17 protein-coding genes and 1 pseudogene are annotated in these 21,547 nt (G+C 71.6%); 8 read left to right on the top strand and 10 right to left on the bottom strand.

Annotation, left to right across the window (positions count from 1 at the left end):
• Positions 1 to 247: 247 nt before the first annotated feature.
• Both ACFYW8_RS22300 and ACFYW8_RS22295 read right to left on the bottom strand, forming a co-directional pair.
• The gene (locus tag ACFYW8_RS22300; RefSeq protein ID WP_389078480.1) at positions 248 to 1,918 is read right to left on the bottom strand and encodes an alkaline phosphatase D family protein; all 1,671 of its coding nucleotides are present in this window, start codon (positions 1,916 to 1,918) and stop codon (positions 248 to 250) included.
• A 144-nt stretch (positions 1,919 to 2,062) separates the two neighbouring features.
• Positions 2,063 to 2,707, bottom strand: coding sequence for an HNH endonuclease family protein (locus tag ACFYW8_RS22295; RefSeq protein ID WP_389078475.1), 645 nt, complete (start codon positions 2,705 to 2,707; stop codon positions 2,063 to 2,065).
• 476 nt (positions 2,708 to 3,183) lie between these two features.
• Between ACFYW8_RS22295 and ACFYW8_RS22290 the strand changes: the two genes are divergently transcribed.
• Both ACFYW8_RS22290 and ACFYW8_RS22285 read left to right on the top strand, forming a co-directional pair.
• Positions 3,184 to 3,765, top strand: coding sequence for a TMEM165/GDT1 family protein (locus ACFYW8_RS22290; RefSeq protein ID WP_389078469.1), 582 nt, complete (start codon positions 3,184 to 3,186; stop codon positions 3,763 to 3,765).
• 425 nt (positions 3,766 to 4,190) lie between these two features.
• Positions 4,191 to 4,859 carry an HAD-IA family hydrolase gene (locus ACFYW8_RS22285; RefSeq protein WP_389078464.1) on the top strand — a complete coding sequence of 223 codons (669 nt, stop codon included), beginning with the start codon at positions 4,191 to 4,193 and terminating at the stop codon, positions 4,857 to 4,859.
• A gap of 358 nt (positions 4,860 to 5,217) precedes the next feature.
• Here ACFYW8_RS22285 and ACFYW8_RS22280 read toward each other — a convergent pair whose 3' ends face one another.
• Positions 5,218 to 6,708, bottom strand: a complete 1,491-nt coding sequence (locus ACFYW8_RS22280; protein ID WP_389078459.1) for a peptidoglycan-binding protein — start codon at positions 6,706 to 6,708, stop codon at positions 5,218 to 5,220.
• A 168-nt stretch (positions 6,709 to 6,876) separates the two neighbouring features.
• Here ACFYW8_RS22280 and ACFYW8_RS22275 point away from each other — a divergent pair, with 168 nt between their 5' ends.
• The gene (locus tag ACFYW8_RS22275) at positions 6,877 to 9,051 is read left to right on the top strand and encodes a DHA2 family efflux MFS transporter permease subunit (protein ID WP_389078455.1); all 2,175 of its coding nucleotides are present in this window, start codon (positions 6,877 to 6,879) and stop codon (positions 9,049 to 9,051) included.
• Positions 9,052 to 9,054: 3 nt separating this feature from the next.
• Here ACFYW8_RS22275 and ACFYW8_RS22270 read toward each other — a convergent pair whose 3' ends face one another.
• Positions 9,055 to 9,576 carry a GNAT family N-acetyltransferase gene (locus ACFYW8_RS22270; protein ID WP_389078451.1) on the bottom strand — a complete coding sequence of 174 codons (522 nt, stop codon included), beginning with the start codon at positions 9,574 to 9,576 and terminating at the stop codon, positions 9,055 to 9,057.
• A 176-nt stretch (positions 9,577 to 9,752) separates the two neighbouring features.
• On the opposite strand from ACFYW8_RS22270, the gene ACFYW8_RS22265 reads away from it, so the two are divergent.
• Positions 9,753 to 10,568: a hypothetical protein gene (locus ACFYW8_RS22265; protein ID WP_389078447.1), complete on the top strand. Its 816-nt coding sequence runs from the start codon at positions 9,753 to 9,755 to the stop codon at positions 10,566 to 10,568.
• A gap of 14 nt (positions 10,569 to 10,582) precedes the next feature.
• Positions 10,583 to 11,443, top strand: coding sequence for a hypothetical protein (locus ACFYW8_RS22260; protein ID WP_389078445.1), 861 nt, complete (start codon positions 10,583 to 10,585; stop codon positions 11,441 to 11,443).
• Positions 11,444 to 11,679: 236 nt separating this feature from the next.
• On the opposite strand, the gene ACFYW8_RS22255 is transcribed toward ACFYW8_RS22260, so the two are convergent.
• Entirely contained in the window at positions 11,680 to 12,147 is a 468-nt protein-coding gene (locus ACFYW8_RS22255; protein ID WP_365870949.1) for a DUF1992 domain-containing protein, read from the bottom strand.
• Positions 12,148 to 12,266: 119 nt separating this feature from the next.
• Here ACFYW8_RS22255 and ACFYW8_RS22250 point away from each other — a divergent pair, with 119 nt between their 5' ends.
• Positions 12,267 to 12,662: a hypothetical protein gene (locus tag ACFYW8_RS22250; protein ID WP_365870948.1), complete on the top strand. Its 396-nt coding sequence runs from the start codon at positions 12,267 to 12,269 to the stop codon at positions 12,660 to 12,662.
• A gap of 52 nt (positions 12,663 to 12,714) precedes the next feature.
• Here the strand turns inward: ACFYW8_RS22250 and ACFYW8_RS22245 are convergent, their stop codons facing one another.
• Together ACFYW8_RS22245 and proP are read right to left on the bottom strand one after the other, a co-directional pair.
• Positions 12,715 to 13,386, bottom strand: coding sequence for an O-methyltransferase (locus tag ACFYW8_RS22245; protein ID WP_365870947.1), 672 nt, complete (start codon positions 13,384 to 13,386; stop codon positions 12,715 to 12,717).
• 175 nt (positions 13,387 to 13,561) lie between these two features.
• On the bottom strand, positions 13,562 to 14,968 hold the full coding sequence (gene proP, locus ACFYW8_RS22240; RefSeq protein WP_389079380.1) for a glycine betaine/L-proline transporter ProP: 1,407 nt from the start codon (positions 14,966 to 14,968) through the stop codon (positions 13,562 to 13,564).
• 458 nt (positions 14,969 to 15,426) lie between these two features.
• On the opposite strand from proP, the gene ACFYW8_RS22235 reads away from it, so the two are divergent.
• Positions 15,427 to 17,475, top strand: a complete 2,049-nt coding sequence (locus tag ACFYW8_RS22235; protein ID WP_389078437.1) for a bifunctional glycosyltransferase 87/phosphatase PAP2 family protein — start codon at positions 15,427 to 15,429, stop codon at positions 17,473 to 17,475.
• Between the two features lie 211 nt (positions 17,476 to 17,686).
• Here the strand turns inward: ACFYW8_RS22235 and ACFYW8_RS22230 are convergent, their stop codons facing one another.
• On the bottom strand, positions 17,687 to 18,931 hold the full coding sequence (locus ACFYW8_RS22230; protein WP_365870945.1) for a cytochrome P450: 1,245 nt from the start codon (positions 18,929 to 18,931) through the stop codon (positions 17,687 to 17,689).
• A gap of 340 nt (positions 18,932 to 19,271) precedes the next feature.
• On the opposite strand from ACFYW8_RS22230, the gene ACFYW8_RS22225 reads away from it, so the two are divergent.
• On the top strand, positions 19,272 to 20,441 hold the full coding sequence (locus ACFYW8_RS22225; protein WP_389078430.1) for a steroid 3-ketoacyl-CoA thiolase: 1,170 nt from the start codon (positions 19,272 to 19,274) through the stop codon (positions 20,439 to 20,441).
• A 98-nt stretch (positions 20,442 to 20,539) separates the two neighbouring features.
• Here ACFYW8_RS22225 and ACFYW8_RS22220 read toward each other — a convergent pair whose 3' ends face one another.
• Together ACFYW8_RS22220 and ACFYW8_RS22215 are read right to left on the bottom strand one after the other, a co-directional pair.
• Positions 20,540 to 21,226 (bottom strand): YoaK family protein, encoded by a 687-nt coding sequence (locus tag ACFYW8_RS22220; protein ID WP_389078425.1) that lies wholly within the window; start codon positions 21,224 to 21,226, stop codon positions 20,540 to 20,542.
• Between the two features lie 224 nt (positions 21,227 to 21,450).
• Positions 21,451 to 21,547, bottom strand: a pseudogene (locus tag ACFYW8_RS22215) (lytic transglycosylase domain-containing protein); the annotation flags it as partial.

Genomic DNA, 21,547 nt, shown 5'->3' with positions numbered 1-21,547 from the left:
CCGCGACTCGCGGGGAGTGGCGGGGCGGCCTGTGACAGCCCTACAGCGTACGCCGAGGATGTGACAGATGATCCTCGGGGGTCGCATGTGTCGGTCACATCACGTTCACGCGCCCGCACGCTCAGGTACGCCGTCCGGCGTTCCGGCGTACGGCGCCGGTGTCCGCCATGGGTACGGATGCCGGCCCGGGTGAGCGGTTCCGTCGGCGAGTCGCGCGGCACCGGTGCTCCGCCCGCGGAGAAGGCCCCTATTTCGGCGTGATCGTGGACTCCTCCACCGTGGTCAGCCGGGCGCCTCTCGCTGTGCTGCCGGTGTCGCCGCCCCGTGCCTCTCGTGCCTGTTCGAGGCGCAGGGAGGCCGAACGGCCGTGCAGGGTAAGGGTCATCAGCTGATTGCCGAACCAAGGGCCGCCGGACTTGCGCCAGTCGACGGGTGGGCGCCCGCAACGACCGTGCCGGGCAAGGAGGTTGCCGAGCAGCCGGGCCGGACGGCTCCAGCCGAAGCGGAAGCCGAGCCGTACGGAGCGCGGGATGGAGTTGTGGACGGGGGAGCAGGTCAGCTGGAGGACCCGGGCGTCGGGCTGCCGGGCGGGGTCGGCCCAGACCGGCTCGGCGACGTAGGCGTGGTGCACGTCTCCCGACAGCACGCACACCGTCGCCGGCGCGTGCTCGCCCGAGCCGGCCTCGGCGATCAGCTCCGCCAGCTCCTCGAACGACTCCGGGAACGCCGCCCAGTGCTCCAGGTCGGCGGCCCGCCGCAGCCGCTCGCCGAACCGCGCCCAGCGCGCGCCCCGCTCACCCCGGCACAGTACGGCGTCCCACGTCTCCGCCTGGTGGATCAGCGGGGGCAGCAGCCAGGGCAGGGACGTGCCGATCAGGAGGTGGTCGCGGGAGTCCGGCGCGTCCAGTGCCTGCTCGCGCAGCCAGGCCGCCTCCCCGGTGTCGAGCATCGCTCGGTGCTTCTCGTCCAGGACACGGGCGGCGCGGGTGTCGAGCATCAGGACGCGGGTCCGGCCGAAGTCGCGGCGGTAGCTCCAGCGGACCGAGGCCGGGTCGGTGTCGGCCTGGGCGGCGAAGGCGCGCAGTACGTCCGTGCCGTCGGGGGTCTCGCGCACGGCCGCGTACAGCGGGTCCGCGGAGAGCTCGGTGGGGGTGAGGTTGCCGAGGTGCTGGTGGACCCAGTACGACATCAGGCCGCTCAGCACCCGCTCGCGCCACCACGGGGTCGCCCGGATCTCCGCGAGCCAGGCCTCGCTGGTGTTCCAATCATCGATGACGTCGTGGTCGTCGAAGATCATGCAGCTCGGCACGGTCGACAGCAGCCAGCGGATCTCGGGGTCGAGCCAGGATTCGTAGTAGAGGCGGGTGTACTCCTCGTAGTCCGCGACCTGATGGCCCGGGGGGTCCGCCAGACCCCTTCGTGCCGCGATCCACGCGCGGGTCGCCCTGGAGACCTCGTCCGCGTACACCTGGTCGCCCAACAGCAGGAGCACGTCCGGGCGTTCGGCGTCGGGAGCCGCGGCGATCCGGGCGGCGAGGGTGTCCAGGGCGTCGGGGCCGACCGGGTCCTTCTCGTCGGCGGGTGGCGCCGCCCAGCGGCAGGAACCGAAGGTGACGCGGACGGCGGCTCCGTCGCCCTCGGGGGTGCGGACGGCCGAGGGGGGAAAGGGCGAGTCGGGCAGCGGCCAGACGGTCGCCCCGTCCAGCAGGACCTCGTACGCGGTGACCGTGCCCGGCGTCAGTCCGCTCACCGGCACCAGCGCGTAGTGGTGGCCCGCGATCTGGAACGTACGGGCCCTTCCGCGGGCGCCGTCCGCGCAGCGCACCTCGGCGGTGCACGGACGGCTCGCCTCGACCCAGAAGGTCGCGGACGAGCCGTCGACGTACCTCAGCAGCGGTCCCAGGCGCAGTTCGGCCATGATGATCCCCCTCCTCCGTCGCCCCGTACGGTACGGAACGACGGAGGACGGTGGGGAGGTTCCGGAAACCGTGCGGAACACCGTGGGGGGAACGGTGTCCGGAACCCGGGCGACCGGCGGCCGCCGGTCCGTGACGCGGGTGGGTCAGCAGCCGCTCAGGACCGAGCTCAGCTTCGACTTCTCGGCGGAGTCGACCTTGAGGTTGTAGTAGTACTTCACCTGGACCCAGGCGCGGACGTAGGTGCAGGCGTACGACGTGAGTGAGGGCATCCACTCGGCCGGGTCCTTGTCGCCCTTGGACTGGTTCACGTTGTCCGTGACGGCGAGGAGCTGCGGGCGGGTCACGTCATTGGCGAAGGCCTGGCGCTGGGCCGTGGTCCAGGCGCTGGCGCCGGAGTCCCAGGCCTCGGCGAGCGGCACGAGGTGGTCGATGTCGACGTCGGAGGCGGCGGTCCAGGTGGCGCCGTCGTACACGGAGTACCAGCTGCCGCTGGTGGCCGCGCACGCGGAGTCGGTGACGACGTTCGAACCGTCGCGCTTGAGTATGTACTCACGGGTGTTGCAGGTGCCGCTGATCGTGATCCAGGTGGGGAACAGATCGCGGGCGTAGCCGGTGCGGTTCTCCGTCGCGACGGTGAGGGACGCGAGGTAGGTGCGGGCGGTGGCCGCGCTGACCGGGGTGGGGAGGGCGGCGGAGGCGTTCGGGCCGTTGAAAACACTGGCCATGGCTATGAGGCCCGTGATGGCTGCGAGTATGCTCAGCCGTCGACGCGCGTAGACCTTTGGCATGCGAACTCCCTTGGGGTGTGGGGGTGTTGGAGTGCGAGCGAACGAATGCTCGCGGCGCCGTATTGCCGGGAGGTAAGTACGTGGTTAGAAGTTAGTGACGCGTACATGACATGACAAGGTTTATGGCGGAACTTTCGGCACGGCGGGAATTCCCGGCCACGGGACTTTCGGCCCTGTGGGGCCGCATCGCGGGTCGCGTACTATGGACGGCGCAGAAGGGGAGTAGCTCTTCGCCGGACCGTCGACATACTGCTCAGCTCGTCTGAGCCGGCGCCCGGAGGCAGACCTCGTTCACGAGGCCGGCCAGCGAGACCTTCGGCAAGCAGTGCACTCGCCCGTGCCGGGCCCGTCCGGCGTGGGTCTGCCCGCGCCTCCCGGCGCGGGTGCGATGTGTGCTGCCGTGCCGAGGTGTCGCGCAGTCACAGCACGCGCAGTCGCAACACTCTCGGCGGGGCAGCCCGACCGATTGAGGAATTTTGATCAGCTTCAGCGTGATGGCGCTCGTCTTCGGTGTCGTCTTCCTTGCCGAACTGCCGGACAAGACGGCCCTCGCCGGCCTCGTCCTCGGCACGCGCTACCGCGCTTCGTACGTCTTCGCCGGTGTCGCCGCCGCGTTCGCCGTCCATGTGGCGCTCGCCGTCGCGGCGGGCAGTGTGCTGACGCTGCTGCCGCAGCAGATCGTGCACGCGGTCACCGGTGTGCTGTTCCTCGGCGGCGCCGCGGTGCTGCTGATGAAGAAGGACGAGGACGAGGAGGAGATCCGCAAGCCGGAGAACCAGACCTTCTGGAAGGTCTCCGGGGCGGGCTTCATGCTCATCCTCGTCGCCGAGTTCGGCGACCTCACGCAGATCATGACGGCGAACCTCGCCGCGCGGTACGACGACCCGCTGTCCGTGGGGCTCGGTGCGGTGCTGGCGCTGTGGGCTGTCGCGGGGCTCGGGATCGTGGGCGGCAAGGCCCTGATGAAGCGGGTGCCGTTGACGCTGATCACCAAGGTGGCGGCGATGCTGATGCTGGGGCTGGGGATCTGGAGCCTGTACGAGGCTGTGGCGGGCTGAGTCCTGTCCGGGCGGGCACTCGCCTTGGTGGGGCGCTCTTCGAGGGGCGCCCTTCACGGGGCCCTTCACGGGGCTCGTCACGGTGCTCCGTGTGGTGCCGGGGTGTCCCTCTGCGGGTGCCTCTGCGGGTGCCTCGGGGCTCGGTGTCCGCGGGTGTGTGGGGTCGGAGGCGGCTGCCTCCCGCGGGTGGATGCCGTGGGAGATGTCGGTGTCCGGGGAGTGTCTCGGAAGCGTCTCGATGGCGTCCTGGGGGTTGCGCTCGGCAGCTGTCTGAATAAAGGGCAGGTCAGAGGCGGTGGCGCCGGAGGCGCTTGTTTTGTATCGTGTAGGAACAAAGTGGTTCCCGTCCGCACATCCCTGACCGGCGGGCGGGGCCGCCTTGTTTCCTGGGGGTGTGTTGACCCCCCATATCTTCGCTTTGGAGCATGCCGATGACGACGGCCACCACCGTTCTGACCGCCCGCGCCCTCCTGCTCGACATGGACGGCACCCTCGTCAACTCGGACGTCGTCGTCGAGCGCTGCTGGCGCGGCTGGGCCGATCGGCACGGGCTGGACGGGGACGAGGTCATGAAGGTCGTCCACGGCAGGCAGGGTTACGCCTCGATGGCGTTGCTGCTGCCGGACAGGCCCATGGAGCAGAATCACGCGGACAACGAGCGGATGCTGGCCGAGGAGACCGCCGACATGGACGGTGTCGTCGCGATCCCGGGAGCGCCGGAGTTCCTCGCCTCCCTCGCCGGAGTGCCGCACGCGCTCGTCACCTCGGCGGACGTGGCGCTGTCCGGCGCGCGGATGGCCGCCGCCGGGCTCGGACTTCCCGATGTACGTGTCACGGCCGAGTCCGTCGGCGCCAGCAAGCCCGATCCCGAGGGTTTCCTGAAGGGCGCGGCCGAGCTGGGGATCGCGCCCGAGGACTGTGTCGTCTTCGAGGACTCCGGAGCGGGGATCGCCGCGGGGCGGGCCGCCGGAATGCGGGTCGTGGGGATCGGATCCCGGGCGCCGTTCCACAGGCCTGACGTGGCCGTACGTGATCTGACCGAGGTCCGGGTCGAGGTTGTCGCGGACGGGACCGTTCGCCTTCACATCGGCTGAAGCGCGGAACGGATCACTCCGGGGAGAGTGAGGGGAGTGGGGCCGGGCACAGGATTTCGCCCCCTCCGCCCCTGCCCTGCCCTTTCCGTACCCGGGGCTCCGCCCCGGACCCCGCTCCTCGAACGCCGGAGGGGCTGAACCTTCCCGGCCGGGGCTGAAATGGTCGGCCACCACGACGCACCCGCAGTCGGGTACGCGCGGGAGGGGCCGTGCCGGTACATCGGATGCCCGTCGCTCACGTCCGGATCGAGCAGCGGCTCCTTCTCGGACCCACGTCTGATCCAACGGCGACGGGCGGATGTACCGGCACGGCCCCGACCCACCCACCGGACCCGAACCCGCGAACGCCAGAGGCGAACTACGGCTCGGACGTCTCCGCCTCCAGGCTCGCCCGTGTCGCCGGCCCGTACACGCCGGGGTCGTCCCCCGTGATGCCCCGTGCCCACTGGTACCAGCGCACGGCGTCCTCGAGGTGACGGTCGAACTGGCCGTCGGCCTTCCGCATGTACATCCTGAGCTGGCTCATCCGCAGCTGGAGCTCGGTCACCCCGGCCCCGCTGTCGCCACGCCGCAGGGTGGGCCCGGCCGCCACGTTCGCACCGCCGCCGCCCGTGGAGGCCGCGGATCCCGGCGCGGTCGCCGTCTGGCTCGGCCGCGCGGACGTCGCCGACGCCGTGGCCGACGAGGACGGTGTCGCCGACGTGTCCGACGTGTCCGACGCGGACGCCGACGGCGACGGGCTCGCGCTCGCCGAGGCGGACGGGGACGACGACGCCGTGGCCGTCGAGGACGCGCTCGCCGACGGCACCGCGGAAGCCGTGTCGGACAGGACGTCCGGCGCGGTCGTCCGGACGCCCTTCGGCTGGGCCTCGTCCCGCGAGGGCGGGTCGGAGGAGAGCAGTCCGCTCACGACCCCCGCCGCGGCCACCACGGTCACCACGACTCCGGTGACGGCGAGGACCCCGGTACGTCGGCGACGCCTGGGCCGGCCGGTGGCCGAGACCTCCTGGCCGGGCTTCGAGCCGCGCGAGCCGCCGTGGGAAAGGCGGACGTCGGTGGCGCGCACGTCCGAGGGGAGCACCTTCAGCTGCATGGTGGCATCGGTCGGCATCGCCGCCGACGGCGTGGTGACCTCCGGCGGCAGCGGAGCCGATCGCGGGGCCGCGTCCGCAGGCACGAGGGCCGGTCGCATGGTCGCGTCCGCCGGGATCGCGGCCAGCTGCATGGTGGAAGCGGTCGCGTCCTCGCCGTTCGCGGGCGGCATCGGTACTCCGCCGACCGGCGGAGTGCCGTACACGGAGCCCGTCGGCTCGACGCCGTCGGCGGGCATGTCGCCGTGGAACCGAGGGTCGGTGCCGTGCACCTGCATGGCGTGGGCTTCCCCGGAGCCCCCCATGGTCCCGGCGCCGCCGACGGGCATGCCGCCGCTCTCGGGTGCTCCGTGAGAGCCCACGTGCGCCGAGGCGCCCTCCGGCGCCCAGACACCCGTCTCGGCCGGGGCCCAGGCACCCGTTTCAGCCGCCGCCCAGGCACCCGCTTCGGCGGCCGCCCACGGCTCTCCGGCGGTCGGGGCGGCATGCCAGGGCCCCGGGGCCGTTCCGGTCAGGCCGCCAGGGCCACCGGTGCCCTCGGCCGGTCCCCGGTCTCCTCCGGTGTGCCCGGAGTTCTCCGTACCCAGTTCTACGTAAGGCCGTATGCGCAGCGGGTTGAAGTCCTCCGCTGCGGCCTGCGCCGCGCGCTTGTCGCGCAGCGCGTCGGACGCCGTGCGGGCACAGCCGCAGAACGGTGTGCCGTCCTGCGCCCGGTGTGCGGCGCACTCGGGGCAGACATGCCCGGTCGGTTCAGTCACGAGTGGGTCCCTCCCCCCTGAAAGCTCCAGTGATTATGCGGAGGACCTTCATACAACCTTCAAGCAGCCCCCCTGAACCGGGGGCTTCCGCTCGGTTCGACAGGCCATAACCGGACACACCGCTCAGGATGGAGGATGACCGGGACCCTCGGGGCTCAGGGAGGCCGCATGACCGGGGACGCGCACGGTTCGGACACGCCGACCGGCCGGGGGCCGGAGGAGGGGGACGCGCCGGCCGGCAGCGGCACGCACGGCCCGCCCGAACTGCACGACTCGGTCGAGGTGAGCGAGTCGGCGGTGCGCCGCCGCACCGCGGCCGCCACCGACGCCCGGGACACCGTCCACGGCAGCGTCTTCGTCTCCATCGGCGCGCTGCTGCTCGGCATGCTGCTCGCCGCGCTGGACCAGACGATCGTGTCGACCGCGCTGCCGACCATCGTCAGCGACCTCGGCGGTCTGGAGCATCTGTCCTGGGTGGTGACGGCGTACCTGCTCGCGTCGACGGCGGCGACCCCGCTGTGGGGCAAGCTCGGTGACCAGTACGGCCGCAAGAAGCTGTTCCAGACGGCGATCGTGATCTTCCTGATCGGATCGGCGCTGTGCGGCGCGTCGCAGAACATGGGCGAGCTGATCGGCTTCCGGGCGTTGCAGGGCCTCGGCGGCGGCGGCCTGATGGTGCTGTCGATGGCGATCGTCGGCGACCTCGTACCGCCGCGCGAACGGGGCAAGTACCAGGGGCTGTTCGGCGCGGTGTTCGGCGCGACAAGTGTGCTCGGGCCGCTGCTCGGCGGTCTGTTCACGGAACATCTCAGCTGGCGCTGGGTGTTCTACGTCAACCTCCCCGTCGGCGTCGTCGCGCTCGCGGTGATCGCGGCGGTCCTGCACATCCCGAAGAAGTCGGCCCGGCACGTCATCGACTATTTCGGTACGTTCCTGATCGCCGCGGTCGCCACCTGCCTGGTCCTGGTGGCCTCGCTGGGCGGCACCACCTGGGACTGGGGCTCGCCGCAGATCATCGGCCTCGTGATCCTCGGCGTGGTCCTCGGTGCCGCGTTCGTCGTGGTGGAGCGGCGCGCGGCCGAACCCGTCCTGCCGCTCAAGCTCTTCCGTGTCCACACCTTCACGCTGTCCGCGATCATCAGCTTCATCGTCGGCTTCGCGATGTTCGGCGCGATGACCTATCTGCCGACGTTCCTCCAGGTCGTGCAGGGCGTGTCCCCCACGATGTCCGGTGTGCACATGCTGCCGATGGTGTTCGGCCTGCTGCTGTCGTCCACGGCCTCCGGGCAGATCGTCAGCCGGACCGGCCGCTGGAAGGTGTTCCCGGTCGCGGGCACCGGGATCACCGCCATCGGTCTGCTCCTGCTGCACCAGTTGGACGAGAACAGCAGCACGTGGGAGATGAGCGCGTACTTCTTCGTCTTCGGCCTGGGCCTCGGCCTGGTCATGCAGGTCCTGGTCCTGATCGTGCAGAACGCGGTGTCGTACGAGGATCTGGGCGTCGCGACCTCCGGGGCGACCTTCTTCCGGTCCATCGGCGCCTCGTTCGGCGTCGCGATCTTCGGAACGGTGTTCGCGAGCCGCCTCGGCGACAACCTGACGAAGGCGCTGAGCGGGCAGCGACTGCCCCCCGGCATCACCACGGACTCCCTGAAGGCCGACCCGAAGGGGATCGGCCAGCTGCCGGCCGATCTCCAGCCGGCCGTCCTGCACGCCTTCGCGACCTCGATCACGGATGTCTTCCTGTACGCCGCCCCGGTCGCCCTGCTCGGTTTCGTGCTGGCCTGGTTCCTGCGCGAGGACAAGCTGCGCGGCTCCGTCACGGCACCCGACGTGACGGAGACACTCGCCAGCAATCCGGTCGAGCGGTCGTCGTACGACGAGGTGTGCCGGGCGCTGTCCGTGCTCGGCACCCGGGAGGGCCGCCGCGAGATCTACGAGAAGATCACCGCGCGCGCCGGTTACGACCTCCTGCCCGCGGCGAGCTGGCTGCTGCTGCGGATCAAGAAGTACGGGTGGGCGGAGCCCGCGCTCCTGGCCGAGCACCATGCCGTCCCCCTGAACGTCGTCCTGGCCGCCGCCCGCCAGCTCGAGGAACGCCGGCTCGCCCGCCGCGAGGGCCTGGACCTGGTCCTGACCGACGAGGGCCGCGCGGCCGCCGGGAACCTGTCCAGGGCCCGCGAGCAGTCCTTCTCCGACCTCCTCGGCGACTGGTGGACACCGGACCGCCCGACGGACCTCACCCAGCTGGTCGAGGAGCTGAACGAAGAGATGTGCGGCTCCGACGCGGAACGGCCCCACGAGCGCACGCTGCTCGGCCGGCCGGAGGGAGAAATGGGCTGAGCGTCAGCCGGTCAGGTCCTTCCGGAACCAGTGCTCGGCGTAGACGTCGTCGTTGTGCGCCGCGCTCTCCGCGTAGCCGTGCCGGGCGTACAGGGCCCGTGCCTCGACGAGGTCGCCGCGGGTGTCGAGGACCAGCTGCCGGGCGCCCAGGCCGCGGGCCGCCGCCTCGGCCGCCGCCAGCAGGAGGGGCGCGCCGCCCTTGCCGCGCAGGTCCTCGCGGACGAAGACGCGGCTCAGTTCGCCCGTCGTGGCGTCGAGCATGCGCACCCCCGTGGTGCCGCCGGGCTCACCGTCGTGGCGCGCGACGAGCAGCACACCCGTCGGCGGTGCGAACTCGGCGCCCGTCACCGCGGCGACCTCCCGCTCCAGCTCGCCGGGATCCGTCGTGCGCCCTTCGTGCAGCAGGTACCACCGGTCGCTGACCTCCGTGTAGTACGCCCGCCAAAGCGCGGCGGCGACAGGGGAGTCGAAGGGTTCGGGGGCCACGCTCCAGGAAGCGGGCGCGCCGGAAGGCGATCGGGTCATGCCGGTCATTGTCGTCAGGTGCAGCCCTCGGCTCGCAACCGGATAACGGCGTCGGACCGGGTGATCGGCTTCGAGGGCGCGGTGGTTCGCGGCGGGGCGGGGTCGTTTGAGGAGCGGGTTCCGGGCAACCCGGTTGAGGAACCGGCCCGTTGGGTCGAGAACCCCGGAAGGCACCCATGTCCACAGGCGTGATCATCGCTGTGATCGTGATCGTGGCGGCCGTTGCCGTTGTCGCGGCCGCCCTGACCCTCCTCGCCCGAAGGCCGCCGGGCGGGCGCACCCTGCGGCGGCGCTTCGGACCGGAGTACGACCGGACCGTCGCCCGGCACGACGGCGACACCCAGGCGGCCGAACGCGACCTCAACGAGCGCGTGAAGCGGCACGGCGCGCTGCGCGAGCGGCCCCTCGAACCCGCGGCCCGGGAGCGGTACGCGGCCGGCTGGACGGCCGCCCAGGAACGCTTCGTCGATTCGCCCCAGGAGGCGGTGGCCGAGGCCGACCGGCTGCTCGGCGAGCTGGCCGGAGCACGCGGGTTCCCCGAAGGGGACCGTTACGAGGAGCAGGTCTCCGCCCTCTCCGTTCACCACGGACACCACGTCCACGGTTACCGGCGCGTGCACCGTGCCGCGCTGGCCCGCACCGGCGGGGGCCACAACGGCGGTGCCGACACCGAGCAGATGCGCGAGGCCATGCTGGAGGCCCGTGACCTCTTCGACGACCTGCTGACCCCGACCCGCCAGGACACCTCCCCCGGCCGGGTGCGCGACACGGACGACGCCGGCGAGGCGACGGCCGCCCGCCCGGAGCGCACCAAGCGGTTCGGCATGGCCAAGGACGCCCGACGCGCCGAGCCCGCGCGGACGGCGGAGAGCGCCGGGAGCACGGAGCGCGACGAGAGCACCGAGAGCACCGACAGCACCGAGACATCCACCCCCGACACTCGCTCCCCCCTGCCCTGGTCATTCACCAGGCGTCAGGTGAAGGGGAGTTGAAGAAGGTGAGCGCCATGAAGCCGGACCAGGACCCTGAGCGGACCCCGTCTCGTGAGGCGGCTGTGGTGAAGGGCCGTGTGACCCCGGTACCCGCCGAGCGTTCCCCGGACGACCGGGAGAGCGGGAACCGCAAGGAGACCGAGGAAATGTCGCGCCGCGAGGCTCTGAAGGGCCAGGTGGATCCCGCGTCCGCCGAGGCCGCCCCGGGCGAGCCGGGCAGGAACGGCGACCGGGCCGGGAACGGCGACCGGGCCGGGAACGGCGACGGCGCGGTGGCCCGGCCGACGGGGGCCGGCACAACGGCTCGCGAGACGACGGGTGTTGACGTCGACGAGCGGGAGGCCCGGCGCGGCGACCGTACGGGGCGTACGGGCGACGGCGTCGCACCCCGCGTGTCCGACGGCCCCGGGCCGCGTCCCGGGACGCCGCCCGTGCCGGTTCACACCGGAGGAGCGCCCGCCAGGGGAGACCGGACGGACGGCACGAGCCGTACAGGTACAGGTACAGGTACAGGTACGGATACAGGTACAGGTACGGATACAGGTACAGGTGCAGGTACAGGTATAGGTACGGAAGATCGTGCCGGGCGGGACGAGCGGCTGCTGCCGTTGGACGCGTACGACAAGTTCTCGCTGCGGATGCGGCACGCGGTCGGCGGGTTCGTGGACGGGCCGCAGGCCTCCGTCGAGGAGGCCGACCAGGTGCTGGAAGAGCTCGCGGGCCGGTTCACGGAAGCCGTGACCCGGCGGCGCCGCGCCCTGCGCACGTCCTGGCAGTCCGGCGGCGAGGACAAGTCGACGGGCTCCGACACGGAGCGGCTCCGGCTGGCCCTGCGGGACTACCGCGAGATGACCGAGCGGCTCCTGCGGCTCTGAGCCCGCTCGGACACCTCTCGCACGAGGTGAGGTGAGGCCGCGTCCCGGACCATGCCCCGGGACGCGGCCTCACGCCATGCGTGCGGCCTCACGTCATTCCAGCGGCCGCACGGGTTCGTCGTGGGCTTCGCGCCGTGCTCCGCACGGGTCGTCGAGTCCGTGCGCGGCCGCGCGGCTCACGGTGCCGCGGGTTCTCGCAGGGACTCCCTCCCGTGTCCCCGTGGGACACCGAGGCCTCACGCGGCTCCGGCACCTCCCCGCCCTTCGGCCCGCCCTTCGGGGTGCCCGCCGTCGGGGGCCGGGCGCTCGCGGGCCGCGCGCCACTCCCGCACGATCTTCTCCACGTCGTACGGTTTGAGCCCGAGGGGAGGCCCCGGTGGTGGCTTGAACATGACCTCGCGGATCTTGGCGTTGATGTCCTCGACGATGCGCCGCACCGTACGCTCCGACGGGGCCGCGGAGACCGCCACGAGGGCGTCTTCCGCCTCCTTGCGCAGGGCCAGGGTGGGCGGCAGGACCGACAGTCCCTCACGGGCCATCTTGCGCTTGATCCACCAGAGTTCGTCGTACGGGGTGTCGGTGATCTCCGGCAGCGGTTTGCCCGCGCCCGGGAGTTCCGTGAACTCGCCGCGGGCCTCCGCGTCGCGGATCTGTTTGTCGACCCAGGACTCGAAGCTGACACCGGGTGGCTTGCGCTCGGTCATGAGTCCATTGTGCCGGAGGTCACACGGCGAGGGGAAAGGTCGAATTATCATGCGGCGGCGACGGGGCAACCACGTTCCGCGCCAGGACAATTGGACCAGCACCTCACGAAGGAGCGCGCGTGCTCGAACTCACCATGGCCTCGGTGTCCGGAGCGGACGCCGGTGCGACGGCCGGGATGCAGATGGCCGACGCGCCGAGCGACCCCGGAGCCATGCTGCGGGTGGGCAGGGACCGGGCCGAGTGCCGTCTCGCGACCCCCGACGACTGGCTGTTCGTGTCCCGGGTCCACCTGGAGTTCCTGTGCGGCCCGGACGGCTCCTGGCAGGTCACCTGGCTCCGGGGTTCCCACGCGGAGCCGTCCTCAGAGGTCGCGCTGATCCTGACGGGGCTGCCGTCCCAGCCGCTTCCGTACGGCGGGACGGCCAGACTCCCGGCGGGCGGCTCCGGCGAACTCGTCATCCAGGACCGCACCGGCCCCCGCAGCGTGAACGTGGGCTTCTACCACGAGGCCTGACCGCCGGGCCGGGGACACGTGAGGCGGCGCGGGGGCGGCACCGGGTGACTGCTCAGGCCTGTACGCGGGCCAGCGCGAACCCGTCGTACCCCTTGCTGCCCACCGTCTGCACCGCCGTGCCGTTCAGCTTCGGGTGGGAGGCGATCAGTTCGAGAGCGGCCCGGGTGCCCCGCACACTCGGGTCGGTGCTCGCCCCGTCGGTGACCGCTCCGCCGCGGACGACGTTGTCGAGGACGATCACGCTGCCGGGCCGGGTGAGCCGGACCGCCCACTCGATGTAGTGGGGGTTGTTCACCTTGTCCGCGTCGACGAAGACGAAGTCGAACGGCTCCGGGTTCTCGTCCGCCAGCTTCGGCAGGGACTCCAGCGCGGGGCCCACCCGAACCTCGGCGATCCGGTCGAGGCCGGCCCGCGTGAGGTTGGCGCGCGCGACCTCGGCGTGCCGCGGGTCGTACTCCAGCGTGATCAATTGTCCGTCGGCGGGCAGGGCGCGGCCCAGCCAGATCGTGCTGTAGCCGCCGAGCGTGCCGATCTCCAGGATGCGGCGGGCGCCCTGGATCTCGGCGAGCAGCTGGAGCAGTTTGCCCTGGTTCGGCGCGACGTTGATGGCCGGCAGTCCGGCCGCGGCGCTGTCGCGCAGCGCGGCGGTCAGGATCTCGTCGGCGGGAGCCAGGAGGGTGGTGAAGTGGTCGTCGACGTCGTTCCAGAGCTGCGACTCGCTCATACACCGGGCCTTTCATATGCCTAGTTAGATGCGCTAAGGACTTCCGGGGACGAACCTAGCCGCCGGTGCCCGCGCGGGCCAGCGGGATTCCGGCCCCGCGGGTCCCCGGCGCGTCCGGTCCGGTCCGGTCCGGTTCCGGGGCGGGGCACCGGCGGCCGCCGGGAGCGGTGTGTCCTCAGCGGTGTGCGGGCGGCGACGAGGGAGAGGCGCCGGCGGCGCGGGGTTCCAGCGCGGGTGCGGAACCCGGCAGCGGCCGGCCCGCCGACTCCGTCATGAACCAGACGGCCACGCCGCCGACGACGGCCGCGGCCATCATGTAGTACGCGGGCATCATCAGGTTCCCGGTCGCTCCCACGAGGGCGGTGACGACCAGCGGGGTCGTGCCGCCGAAGAGCGAGACGGAGACGTTGAAGCCGATCGAGAGCGAGCCGTAGCGGACCCGTGTCGGGAAGAGGGCCGGGAGCGCGGCGGGCATCGCGGCGGTGAAGCAGACCAGCAGCAGGCCGAGGGCGCCCATGCCGAGCGCGACGGCGAGCAGGCTGCCCTGGCGGATCAGCAGCAGTGCCGGGACGGACAGGGCGAGGAAGCCCGCGCAGCCCGCCGCGATCACCGGGCGGCGGCCGATCCGGTCGGTCAGGGCGCCCGCGAAGGGCTGCACGACCATCATCAGCGCCATCACGCCGAGGACCACGAGCAGCCCGTGCGTCTCGTCGTGCTTGAGTTCGCTGGTCAGGTAGCTCGGCATGTAGGAGAGCAGCATGTAGTCGGTGACGTTGAAGACCAGGACCAGGCCCATGCACAGGAGCAGGGTGCGCCACTGGCCGGTGATCATCTCGCGCAGCGGCACCTTGGGGCGGCCGGCCTCGGACTTCTCGATCTCCGCGGCGAACGCCGGGGTCTCCTCCAGGCGCATCCGCAGATAGAGGCCGATGATGCCCATCGGGCCCGCGATCAGGAACGGGAGGCGCCAGCCCCAGGACAGCAGGTCGTCGGTGGACAGCAGCGCGGTCATGAGGGTCACCAGGCCCGCGCCGCCGATGTATCCGGCCAGCGTGCCGAACTCCAGCCAGCTGCCGAAGAATCCGCGCCTCCTGTCGGGCGCGTACTCGGCGATGAAGGTCGAGGCGCCCGCGTACTCGCCGCCGGTGGAGAAGCCCTGCACCAGACGGGCCGCGAGCAGGAGGATCGGGGCGCCGACGCCGATGGAGGCGTACGACGGGATCAGACCGATCGCGAAAGTGCCCGCCGCCATCATGATCATGGTGATCGCGAGGACCTTCTGGCGGCCGATCCGGTCGCCGAGCGGGCCAAAAACCATGCCGCCGAGCGGGCGTACGAGGAAGGCCGCGGCGAAGGCGCCGAAGGCCGAGAGCAACTGGGCGGTCGGGTTGCCGGAGGGGAAGAAGACCTTGCCCAGGGTCACGGCGATGTAGCTGTAGACACCGAAGTCGAACCATTCCATCGCGTTGCCGAGCGCCGCCGCCTTCACGGCGCGCTTGACCAGCGCGGGGTCGGTGACGGTGGCCTCCGTGGAGGCGGGGCGCACGGGGGCCGGGACGCGTGCTGCGGGGGCTGTCGGGATCGCGGTCGGCAAGGGCCTTCCTTTCGCCGGGGGCAGGGACGGGTCCGCCCTCGGGCGGCCGGCGGCTCGCCCGGGGCTGGACCGGCGGCTCGCCCGGAGGCGTTCCGGCGGCTCGCCCGGGGCGGACCGAAGAAGCGACCTTAGGACTGTTCGTCCACGTCACGTGCGGTGCGCGACCCGCGGCTCAGCGCGCATAAAGGCGGCATACGCAGGCGCGACGAGGCTGCCGGGACGGTCCTTCCGGAGGGGGATTTGTGATCCATGTCGCGAGGCCGAGGGGGAACCGGCCCCTTCGCGGACTATCGTCAACCGGGCAAAAGGGAGAAAGGTGTCTGGTGGGGCGAGGGTCTCCGCGTATGTCGACGAGGGCGGTCGCGCCTCATAGGGTCCTGATATGGACTGATATATGGGATGTGTGAGGCACTCGGGAATCAACGGGGCGGGAGGGCCGACAGGGCGTGGCGAACGTGGAGCGCGGCGGACGAGCGGGCAATGCCTTCCCGGGGGCGGCGGAGACGGCCCGGGCACGGCTGCGCGCGCTCCGCGTCGGGCTCTGGGCGATCGCCGCGACCCTTGCCGTACGACAGGTCGCCGTCGTTCTCGGCACACCCAAGGCGGACCGGCTGACGGATCTGGAGACCTGGGCAGGCCCGGGCGGCGTACTGCATGTGACCGGCTCGCTGTACGACTCGACACGGTTCACCGGCACCCCGTTCGGCGGACTCGTCCTCAAACCCCTCACCCGGGCGGCCGAACAGGCCCTCGGCTGGGGCTGGACCTTCGGCACCCTGCTGCTGGTCGTCGCGCTCGGCCTGATCGCCGCCCGCGCTCTGCCCCACCCCGTGGGCCGGCGTACGGCGCTGCTCGCCGCGCCCGTCGCCGTCAGCCTGCTGATGCTGTCGCTCCCCGTGCGCAACGCCCTCTATCTCGGCCAGACCAGCATCATCCCGGTGCTGCTCGTCCTGCTGGGCTGCTTCGCCGTCCGCGGGGAGCGCGCCTGCGGGGTCCTCATCGGGCTCGCGGCGGCCCTCCAGCCGACCCTGCTGCTCTTCACGCCGCTGCTCTGGTTCACCGGGCGCCGCCGCGCCGCCGCCTCCACGGGCGCCACCTTCGCCGCCCTCACGGTGCTCGCCTGGGCCGTGATGCCGCACGACTCGAACACCTACTGGGTGCACCACCTGGCGGGCGTCGGCCTCGGCAAGGACGCCGACGACGTCGCCAACCAGTCCCTGCACGGCGCGCTGCTGCGGTTCGGTCTCACCGGACCGCCGGAGATCACCCTCTTCCTGGCGCTCGGCGCGGCCGTCGCCGTCGTCGGACTCCGTCGCGCGGTGCGCCGCGCGCGCGACGGGCAGCTGCTGCTCGCCGTGGCGATGACCGGCTGCGTCGCCGTCGCCGTCTCGCCCACCACCTGGCAGCACCAGCTGCTGTGGGTGCTGCTCGCGCTCGTCGGCAGGGTCGGGCGAAAGGCCTCGGACCGCTACGTATGGCCCGTCGCCGTCGTCCTCGTCATGACGCTGCCCGCCAGGATGATGCTGCCGGACAAACCGGTGCTCGAACCGCTGCGCGACAACGTGGTGCTGATCGCCGCGCTGGCCGCCGCCACCGTCGTACCGTTCCTCTCCCGCACCTCGGAGTTCTACCGGGCCCCGATCCCCACCGACCACGCCGCGCCCGTCCTCACCCGGTGGAATCGGGTGCCGCTCCTCCCGTTCCTCGGCCGGGTCCTCACCCGCCCGAACCTGCTGCTCGAACTGCTCCTCATCCGCGTCGGCTACTCCGCCTACTCCTCCGTACGGCTCGCCGTGACGGGCGGCTCCAACGCGGACGGCCGGGCCACCGCCGAGCGCCACGGCGACCAGATCCTCGCCGTCGAGCGGTTCCTGCGCCTCGACGTCGAGCACGGGGTCAACCACGCGGTGGTGCAGGTCCCCCTCCTGCGGGACTTCTTCGACTTCTACTACGAGTCGTTCCACTTCGGCGCCCCGCTCACGGTCCTCGCCGTGCTCTACGTCCGCCGTCCCGCCGACTACCGTTGGGCCCGCTCCGCCCTCGGCTTCGCCACCCTGCTCGCCCTCGTCGGCTTCTGGATCTACCCGCTCGCCCCGCCACGCCTGCTGCCGGGCCTCGGCGTCATCGACACCGTGCACGGCGTGCAGGACTTCTCCAAGCCGGACTACGGCACCCTGACCGCCCTGACCAACCAGTACGCGGCGATGCCCTCGCTGCACTTCGGCTGGTCCCTGTGGTGCGGGGCCGTCATCGTGATGCTGGCGCCCAGGTGGTGGATGAAGGCGCTGGGGCTGCTGCACCCGCTGTTCACGGTCTCCGCGATCGTGGCGACCGGCAACCACTGGGTCCTGGACGCCGTCGGTGGCGCGGCCGTGGTCGCCGCGGGATTCGGCCTGACCCATCTCCTCCAGGGCCCGCGGCCCCGCACGCTGATGGGACCGGCCGAGGCCGGCTCGGTGGAGCCGGTCCCGGCGACGGGCCGTACCCGGAGCTGATCCGGTACGCCCCCGGCATGGGTGGGTGCGGGGTGCGGGGTGCGAGGTGGGCGAGGGTTGTGCGTGTGCGTGTGCGTGTGCGCGGTCTCGGGGGAGGCAGGGGCGGGCGCGGGGGATGGGCCCCTGCCCCCCTCGGGACGGGCCGACGGTGCCGGGAGGCCGTCGGCCCGAGCGTGCGGCGCCCGCTGCACGTGACCGACCTGGAGTTCCTTCACACGTGACTGACCTGGAGTTCCTTGACACCGTTCAGCCAGGCGGAGCGGAGGCGGCGCGGGTCGCCGACGAGCCGCAGGCTCGGCATCGCGTCGGCGATCGCGTTGAAGATCAGGTCGATCTCCAGCGTGGCCAGGGACTTGCCGAGGCAGAAGTGCGGACCCCCGCCGCCGAACCCGAGATGGGGGTTGGGGTCACGGGTGATGTCGAAGACCTCGGGGCTCTCGAACACCTCGGGGTCGTTGTTGGCGGAGGAGTAGAAGATGCCGACGCGGTCGCCCTTCCTGATCCGCTGCCCGCCCAGTCCGGTGTCCTGGGTCGCGGTGCGCTGGAAGGCGACGACCGGGGTCGCCCAGCGGACGATCTCCTCGGCGGTGGTCTTCGGCCGCTCCCGCTTGTAGAGGTCCCACTGGTCGGGGTGGGTGAGCAGGGCGTGCATCCCGTGGGTGATGGCGTTGCGGGTCGTCTCGTTGCCGGCGACCGCCAACAGCAGGACGAAGAAACCGAATTCGTCGGAGGCGAGGTTTCCCTCGTCCTCGGCGGCCACCAGCGTGCTCACGATGTCCTTGGCGGGGCACTGCTTGCGGTCCGCCGCCATGTTCATCGCGTACGAGATGAGTTCGGTGGCCGACTCGGCGCCGATCTCCTCGGTGATCGCGTACTCCGGATCGTCGTACGCCACCATCTTGTTGGACCAGTCGAAGATCTTGACGCGGTCCTCCTGCGGGACGCCGATGAGCTCGGCTATCGCCTGCAGCGGCAGTTCGCAGGCGACCTGGGTGACGAAGTCGAAGGCACCGTCGGGGCCGGCCCCCGCGAGCGCGTTCGCGACGATGGAGCCGGCCCGGGCGCGCAGCGCGTCCTCCAGCGAGCGGATGGCGCGCGGGGTGAAACCGCGCTGCACGATCTGGCGGACCCGGGTGTGCTCGGGCGGGTCCATGTTGAGCATGATGAGCCGCTGGACCTCGATCTGCTCGCGCTGGATGTGCTCGTTGAAGCGGATGACGGCGGTGTTGAGGAACGAGGAGAACAGTTCGGGGTGCGTCGAGACGTACTTGACGTCCGCGTGCCGCGTGACCGCCCAGTAGCCGTCGTCCTCGAAGCCCGCGACACCGGGCTGTTGCGCGATCCAGTGGACGGGTTCGGCCCGGCGCAGCTCGGCGAACTCCGGGAGGGGCACGCGGTGGTGCAGTACGTCGGGGTCGGTGAAATCGAACCCGTCGGGCAGCGCTGGACAGGGCATCGGCAACTCCAGGTCTCGCGCCTACGGTGGTGCCTGCGGTGGTGACGGCCGTCCCCGCGGATGGTTCTGACGGTCCATCAGGAACAGGGAATCGCCGTGAAGGTAGTAACGGGTTCTACAAGAGGCAAGGGGTGTGAGCCCCCCAATTGCGTGCGGGATTCGTGCAGATCACGACTTCGGGAGCTGCAGGACCCTTGCGGCGCGGGGGGTTCGCTCAGCAAACTGCACGCAGAACTGGTACGCGTTCTAGTTCTGCGCGGTGGGTGGGCCGGGACGCCCCGCGCTGCGCGGGTCAGCAGGGCCTGGCCGCCGGGCAGGCCTGAGGAGAGGACGAGCCCCCATGGCCGCGGAACCCGTGATCGTCGAAGCCGTACGGACCCCCATCGGCAAGCGCGCCGGCGCGCTCGCCAATCTGCATCCCGCCTATCTCCTGGGCGAGACCTACCGTGAACTCCTCGGCCGGACCGGCATCCACGCCGACTGCGTCGAGCAGATCGTCGGCGGCACGGTGACGCACGCCGGCGAGCAGTCCATGAACCCCGCGCGTACGGCATGGCTGACGATGGGACTGCCCTACGAGACGGCGGCGACGACGGTCGACTGCCAGTGCGGATCCTCGCAGCAGGCCTCCCACATGGTCGCCAACATGATCGCGGCGGGTGTCATCGACGTCGGGATCAGCTGCGGCATCGAGGCGATGTCGCGGGTGCCGCTGGGTTCGGGATCCAAGCACGGTCCGGGCAAGCCGTTCCCCGACGAGTGGAACGTCGATCTGCCGAACCAGTTCGAGGCCGCCGAACGCATCGCGCGCCACCGCGGTCTGACCCGCGAGAACGTCGACTCCCTCGGGCTCATCTCGCAGGAGCGGGCCGCCATCGCCTGGGCCGAGGAGCGGTTCAAGCGTGAGACGTTCGCCGTGCAGGTGCCCACCACCGAGGACGAGCAGCGGGCCGGTCAGGGCATGTGGCGCCTCGTCGACCGGGACGAGGGGCTGCGCGACACCTCCATGGAGGCGCTGGCGAAGCTGAAGCCCGTGATGCCGACGGCCGTCCACACGGCCGGCAACTCCTCCCAGATCTCCGACGGCGCGGCCGCCATCCTGTGGGCGTCCAAGCGGATGGCGCGGGCGCTGAAGCTGCGGCCGCGGGCGCGGATCGTGGCCCAGGCGCTGGTGGGTTCCGATCCGCACTTCCACCTGGACGGCCCGATCGACGCCACCCGGGCCGTGCTCGGCAAGGCCGGGATGTCCCTGAAGGACATCGACCTCGTCGAGATCAACGAGGCCTTCGCTTCGGTGGTGTTGAGCTGGGCGCAGGTCTTCGGCCAGGACCTGGAGAAGGTGAACGTGAACGGGGGCGGGATCGCGCTCGGGCATCCGGTGGGGGCCACGGGGGCCCGGCTCATCACCACGGCGCTGCACGAACTGGAGCGCGGCGACAAGGAGTTCGCGCTGATCACGATGTGCGCGGGCGGGGGGCTGGCCACGGGGACGATCATTCAGCGGCTCTAGCCCGACGACGGCGCCGCAGCCGACGGCGTTGTCGTCGTCGCTGCCGGCGCCGTCGACCGGTAGCCACCGGCCCTCGGCCACCGGCCATGGTGTCGGAACTACTCCGTCCCCGACGCCGTCACCGCCAGGGCCGCCGGCACCAGTGCCGCGATCAGCAGGGGGATGGCGAGGCCCTGGTTCAGGACCAGCCAGGCGCCGAGCAGGGCGCCCGCCAGCATCGCGAACACGGAGGCGATGCGGCGCGGGGAGTTGTGGCCCACGCCGCCGCCGAGGCGGGAGTCGGCGGCCAGGCCCGTCAGGGTCATCGTCAGGACGGTCGTCGTCAGGTCGGCCACGCCGAGCCTGCGGACCGTCGCGTTGCGCAGGCCCATCGCGAAGGCCGTGACGGCGATCAGGACGTAGGCCGTGGCGGTGGCGTCCGGGGCGGCGAAGGCGACCGCCGCGCAGGCGGCCGTCAGCACCGCCTCGGCGGCGAACGTGCCGCGGGCCCAGGTGCGGCGCGAGCCCTTGCCGAACCGCACGGCGATCCGTCCGCCGGTCACCGCGCCCGCCAGGAAGCAGCACAGCGAGGTCAGGGTGTGCGGTACGGAGAAGCCGGGCGCTCCGGCCGCCGCGAATCCGAGGACCACCACGTTGCCGGTCATGTTCGCCGTGAAGACGTGCCCCAGGCCCAGGTAGCTCACCGCGTCGATGAGTCCGCTGACCACGGTCAGCGACAGCAGCGCCGGTGTCAGTCGCAGGCCTCGTGACTCAGGGTCGTACGGGGTGTCCGTCTGCGTGGTCATGGAGGCCAGTCCACCACGGACGTGCTCACGTTCGCGTTCGGTGCCGGGTTCGTCGTCGTGGCCGGTTCGGCCCTTCCGGCGTGTGGGGGCGGAGCCCGGGGGAGAGAGGAGGGGGCCACGGGAGTGCGGTCGGGTACGACGCGGAGTGTGCCCGGGTACGACGAAGGCGGCAGCCCCGGGGAAGGGGGTGCCGCCTTGCGTGTGCTGTGAGGCTCTGGGGCTGATCAGTACCAGCCGTTGGCCTGCCAGAAGTTCCAGGCGCCGGCCGGGCTGCCGTAGCGGGAGTTCATGTAGTCCAGGCCCCACTTGATCTGCGTCTTG

Origin of the sequence: Streptomyces sp. NPDC002742 (genome assembly GCF_042888885.1) — a bacterium.
In the GTDB taxonomy this organism is placed as follows: domain Bacteria; phylum Actinomycetota; class Actinomycetes; order Streptomycetales; family Streptomycetaceae; genus Streptomyces.
This window is presented reverse-complemented; position numbering and strand designations above follow the sequence as displayed.

Excerpts from the sequence above, each read along its gene's own strand:
- ACFYW8_RS22300 (WP_389078480.1), bottom strand. The coding sequence starts at position 1,918 with ATGGCCGAACTGCGCCTGGGACCGCTGCTGAGGTACGTCGACGGCTCG.
- ACFYW8_RS22295 (WP_389078475.1), bottom strand. The coding sequence starts at position 2,707 with ATGCCAAAGGTCTACGCGCGTCGACGGCTGAGCATACTCGCAGCCATC.
- ACFYW8_RS22285 (WP_389078464.1), top strand. The coding sequence starts at position 4,191 with ATGCCGATGACGACGGCCACCACCGTTCTGACCGCCCGCGCCCTCCTG.
- ACFYW8_RS22275 (WP_389078455.1), top strand. The coding sequence starts at position 6,877 with ATGACCGGGGACGCGCACGGTTCGGACACGCCGACCGGCCGGGGGCCG.
- ACFYW8_RS22270 (WP_389078451.1), bottom strand. The coding sequence starts at position 9,576 with ATGACCCGATCGCCTTCCGGCGCGCCCGCTTCCTGGAGCGTGGCCCCC.
- ACFYW8_RS22265 (WP_389078447.1), top strand. The coding sequence starts at position 9,753 with ATGTCCACAGGCGTGATCATCGCTGTGATCGTGATCGTGGCGGCCGTT.
- ACFYW8_RS22260 (WP_389078445.1), top strand. The coding sequence starts at position 10,583 with ATGAAGCCGGACCAGGACCCTGAGCGGACCCCGTCTCGTGAGGCGGCT.
- ACFYW8_RS22255 (WP_365870949.1), bottom strand. The coding sequence starts at position 12,147 with ATGACCGAGCGCAAGCCACCCGGTGTCAGCTTCGAGTCCTGGGTCGAC.
- ACFYW8_RS22245 (WP_365870947.1), bottom strand. The coding sequence starts at position 13,386 with ATGAGCGAGTCGCAGCTCTGGAACGACGTCGACGACCACTTCACCACC.
- ACFYW8_RS22230 (WP_365870945.1), bottom strand. The coding sequence starts at position 18,931 with ATGCCCTGTCCAGCGCTGCCCGACGGGTTCGATTTCACCGACCCCGAC.
- ACFYW8_RS22225 (WP_389078430.1), top strand. The coding sequence starts at position 19,272 with ATGGCCGCGGAACCCGTGATCGTCGAAGCCGTACGGACCCCCATCGGC.
- ACFYW8_RS22220 (WP_389078425.1), bottom strand. The coding sequence starts at position 21,226 with ATGACCACGCAGACGGACACCCCGTACGACCCTGAGTCACGAGGCCTG.